This is a genomic window from Leptotrichia trevisanii DSM 22070, from assembly GCF_000482505.1.
GTDB classification, from domain to species: Bacteria; Fusobacteriota; Fusobacteriia; order Fusobacteriales; family Leptotrichiaceae; genus Leptotrichia; species Leptotrichia trevisanii.
Map to the genome: position 1 here is coordinate 1 of NZ_AXVL01000068.1, position 4,333 is coordinate 4,333.

Annotated in this window: 8 protein-coding genes; all 8 read right to left on the reverse strand. The window is 30.8% G+C overall.

Annotated features, from left to right (window positions below; all coding sequences use genetic code 11):
• Positions 1-105: 105 nt before the first annotated feature.
• Positions 106-1,155, reverse strand: a complete 1,050-nt coding sequence (locus K324_RS0109310; RefSeq protein ID WP_026748897.1) for a site-specific integrase — start codon at positions 1,153-1,155, stop codon at positions 106-108.
• An 11-nt stretch (positions 1,156-1,166) separates the two neighbouring features.
• Positions 1,167-1,346, reverse strand: a complete 180-nt coding sequence (locus tag K324_RS0109320) for a helix-turn-helix domain-containing protein (protein ID WP_026748898.1) — start codon at positions 1,344-1,346, stop codon at positions 1,167-1,169.
• Between the two features lie 151 nt (positions 1,347-1,497).
• Entirely contained in the window at positions 1,498-1,698 is a 201-nt protein-coding gene (locus K324_RS0109325; protein ID WP_026748899.1) for a hypothetical protein, read from the reverse strand.
• Between the two features lie 51 nt (positions 1,699-1,749).
• On the reverse strand, positions 1,750-2,481 hold the full coding sequence (gene bet / locus K324_RS0109330) for a phage recombination protein Bet (protein ID WP_026748900.1): 732 nt from the start codon (positions 2,479-2,481) through the stop codon (positions 1,750-1,752).
• Positions 2,482-2,493: 12 nt separating this feature from the next.
• Entirely contained in the window at positions 2,494-3,414 is a 921-nt protein-coding gene (locus K324_RS0109335; RefSeq protein WP_026748892.1) for a DUF1351 domain-containing protein, read from the reverse strand.
• 9 nt (positions 3,415-3,423) lie between these two features.
• Positions 3,424-4,071 (reverse strand): YqaJ viral recombinase family nuclease, encoded by a 648-nt coding sequence (locus K324_RS14750; RefSeq protein WP_051354437.1) that lies wholly within the window; start codon positions 4,069-4,071, stop codon positions 3,424-3,426.
• Positions 4,053-4,250: a hypothetical protein gene (locus K324_RS15835; RefSeq protein WP_156906987.1), complete on the reverse strand. Its 198-nt coding sequence runs from the start codon at positions 4,248-4,250 to the stop codon at positions 4,053-4,055. The genes K324_RS14750 and K324_RS15835 overlap by 19 nt, the downstream gene beginning before the upstream one ends.
• Positions 4,186-4,323 carry a hypothetical protein gene (locus K324_RS16080; protein WP_169720577.1) on the reverse strand — a complete coding sequence of 46 codons (138 nt, stop codon included), beginning with the start codon at positions 4,321-4,323 and terminating at the stop codon, positions 4,186-4,188. The genes K324_RS15835 and K324_RS16080 overlap by 65 nt, the downstream gene beginning before the upstream one ends.
• Positions 4,324-4,333 lie beyond the last annotated feature (10 nt).

Here is a 4,333-nt window from a genome sequence, read left to right on the forward strand (position 1 = left end):
GATGTTTGGGATATTCCATTGAAAGTGAATATCCCTTTTATTTTAGAGAATTATACAACTTTTTTATTTTGCTAAAAGGGGTAAAAAAGGGGCAGAATAAAATTTTTAAATTTTGTTCAAAATATCTATCATTCTTTTATTTTCTTCTTCATACAAGTGAGCATAGGTATTTAATGTCATTTTGATGTCCTCGTGTCCAAGCCTTTTGGAAATGGCTAAAATATTTACACCTTTTTGAATTAAAAAACTTGCGTGAGAATGCCTTAAATCGTGCATTCTTATTTTTTTAACTTTAGATAGCTCTACATATTCAAGAAACCTTTTTCTAGCATATCCTCTTCCAAAATCAAACAATCTTTGGCTGTTTGCTGGCTTATAAATTCTATTTATTTGTTTTTTTAATAATTCAAGTGTTTTATCTGTAAGTGCAATTTTACGAATGCTACTCTCTGTTTTTGTCTTTGTTATAATATCTCCATTAAAACTCCTTGAAACTGTTTTATTAACATTTAATTTCTTATTTTCAAAATCCACATCTTTAATATTCAAAGCTATTGCTTCGCCAACTCTCATACCTGTCCAGAATAGCAGTGAAAAAAACACAACATCCTGTATATCCTCTATAACTGATATAAACTTTTGAAACTCTTCCAAACTCCAAATGGAAAATTCCCTAGTATTTTTTCTTGAACCAATTGTCTTTACTTTAGACATAGGATTAGATTCAAGATTGTAATATTTTACTGCAAAATTAAATACACATTTCGCTTGGCTTTCAATAATTCTAAGAGTATTTTTTGAAAGTTTTTTTTCTAGAAGTTCATTTTGAAAGTTCCTGATGTGGTTGGTATTTATCTCGTTCATCAAAATATTTCCGAAAATAGGAAGTATATAATTATTCATTAACTGTATTTTTCTAATAATTGTACTGTCTTTTACTTTTAATCTACAATCTTCCAAGTAAATTTCCCACATAGTTTTAAATGTTATATTTGAATTTGAAGCAAGTTTATTTAAAAATTCTTGTTCCCACAATATTGCTTCTTTTTTTGTATTAAAACCACTTTTTCTTTTTCTAATTGCTTTTCCTGTTGAATCAACTGTTCTTATTTCAACTTTCCATTTTTTATCATTCTTTTCTTTGTAAACGGACATACGAATACCTCCTAAGCAATTTTGTAGCGTTCGTTAAAATATTCAATCGCCACTTTTCCACGTTGCACACGTATCCCTTTTTGCTTTAATTCCTCATTTAACTCCCTAATTACTTTGTATGCTTGGCTTAAACTTATTTCTAGTATTTTCATAATATCATTAGCATTATAAAAATATTTCTTTATTTTCATCATTCCTCCATTTTTGTCATATTAATATAGCTAGATATAACGCATTCTTTTAAAACATGCTTAGCAGTCTCTTCAAAAGTTGGACTGCTAAAACTTTCGTCTTATATTTCTTTTCTTTCTTTATGATACGCTCTAAATTTTATTTCTCTCATTATTCGTTCCTCCAATCCGCCAAATCTTCCAAAAATCCAGCTTCATTATTACAATTTTCACACCAGTAGCCTCTGTCTGTTGTTTCGCTAGAGTGGTTTTTTATTTCTTCGTCCTTATCTAATTTACAATTATGATAATTTATTGTTTCTATAACTGTTATATGTTCATCGCTCCCACATTTTTTACATTTCCAACTCATTTTAATCCTCCTGTTTTGTTACAAAAAGTACCCTCAACTAACCCTTGCTTTTTATTCAAATGGATTTCCGTCATCTTCTTCATCTTCCGTAACTTCAACTGCTTCCTCAATGTCATCTTTGTTGTAAGTTTCGTTTTCATTCACTTGAATAGGTGTATTGTCTAATTCGCTTTCATTTACGCCTATTTCCTCTGCTTCATACATTCCGTCAAGGTCTTCAATAAACGCTTCTCTTAACGCTTGAGCCTTTGCGACTTTGGTTATCATTGTGACTGGTTTATTTTCCCAATTTGTATTAGGTTTCCCATCACTTTTCTTTTGCACGTATTCATCAAAATTCACTTCTACTGTTACTGGATTTTCCCAGTTTTTTCGGTAAACTGTACACCAAGCACCAATTATTTCCTCTTTGCTTTTAACATAAATTGTTCCATCTCTTTTTTCTAATTCCCCTGTATCTTTTTTTAAAATCCATAGCCCTGTCTTTTTACCGTTGTAGTCCTTATGCTTGATTGCTCTTTTTTCTAATGCGTCTCTTGATACAACCATTGCGGCTGGTTGAGTTCCGTATTTTATTAAATACACTTCTTTTACAAAAGGATTTAGTTTTCTTGCTCTACACAAGTGCATAAAATAATTGATTTCTTGATCCGTAATATTTCCGTTTCCGTTAACTAAATAATTTTTTACAATTGCAGGACTTAATTTTACTTCCTCGTTTCCTACTGTAAACGTCATTAATTTGTTTTGTTTTTTGTTTTCTTCATTTCCCAGTCTTCCCATTTTTATATCCTCCTAAATTTGTTTGCTTTCTATTTTTATATATTCCAATCCGTAACTATCCACCAATTTTTTAAAGTCTTTCAGAAATTGGCTTGGAGCTTTTGGAAATCTTAACGTAATATCGTAATACTTACCGTTTACGACTGTTTTCCTAGTTTTTTCGACTTCATTGTTTTGTTGTTGTGCAGCCCTAATTGCTTCTTCTTTTTCTCGTTCTTTTTTTGCTTCAAGTTCAGCCAATTCTCTTTGTTTTTCTTCTTCGGCTTTCTGTCTTAAATTTTCCTCAGTTTTTTTAGTTTCGTTTCTCTTTTTCTCGATCTCCTTAACTATTTCTGAATATTCTGAGTTCATTAAAAATTGTACAGCTTCAAAAACTATTTTAAATTCAATTCCCTTATTAGCTTTTTCTAATTCGTTTTCGATAAACTGCTTCTTGTTTACCAAATTTTCTAGTTGCTCGGATAATTCAGATTCTATTTTATTTATAGTAAAAGTTTTATTTTTCCATTTCGGATTCTGCACAACGAACTGTTTTAAATTTTCATTTGTTACGAACATTCCGTTAATTTTTTTCTGTATTTCTTTTTGTTTTTCTTCCCGTTGTTTTTCTTCAAATTCATCAATCTGTGTTTTGATGTTATTTAACAATGTTTTTACTTCTTTTTCCGAATCTTTTAATTTTTGAATAAAAGCGTTAATATCTTTTAGTCCTTCTTCCTGAACTCTTTTTCTAAATTCAGCAAGATTTTTTTCAAGTTTATTTAATTTTGTTCTTTCTGTTGCGGCTTCTTTTAAGCTATCCTCTGTTACAATCCAATTTTTGTAATGCTCTGTAACATTTGACATATATGTATCCAGCTGTTCAATATTACTTTCAACTTGTGCTGGAGTAATTTTTTTAATTACCAATTCCAATGTTTGTGTTTCACTCATCTTATCCTCCTATACTGCTAATTTTATTGTCAACGGCGGTTTAATGTCATTGACTATGAAACTGTTAAATTCAATTTCTTTTTGCTTTATCAACTCAATATCTTCTTCGTCACGTTCAATGAAATATTGCTTAATTTCGTGTTTATTATCTGCAAAAGCTAATTTTATATCAGCATACAATATCGCATATTTCCATCCAGTTACATACAGATAATGCTGGATTTGCAGATAATACTCAATTGGAATATCGTTTTGCCATTTATCTTTGTAAATTTGATATGAATGGCACGTTGCCGTCTTAATTTCCAGAACTCCCATTTCTCCTATTTCATTTTTTAGTGTTCCGTCAAGATTGGCACTCATAAAACTGAATTTAAGGCTCTCAAGCGTTTTTTCAAGTTTACTCACAGTATAACCGGGGTTATTGATTTTGAAGTGTTCTATAAGTAGATTTTCACTCAATTTGCCACGTTGTATTGCCTCGTTGTTGCTTAAATCTTCCTGTTTACGTCTACCTGTTTTTTCTTCCCATAAAGTTACGGGATTTTTGTATTCATTATAACCCATTATGACACTCACATCGCTTCCTCCAATGTGCTTTCGCCTTATGCTGTGCCATTCATCTTCATTCTTATAACTTATTTCTTTGTATTCCATAATCCTCCTTTAAAATCCTTAATTATTCTAGGACACCACCACATCAGCATAGCCACCAAAAACGGAAATACCACATTGCCTCCTGCTATCCAATGCCCTTTAACTCTAATTACTTCAATCTGAATCCAAATTGATGTCAGTATCAAAATCATCCATTTCATCATATCCTTTGTTGTCATCAATGCTATTTTCCTCCATTTCCTTAATTTCTTCTTGATCCATTTCAGCTTCAAGCTGTTCTCTTATTGTCATTATTCCTCCT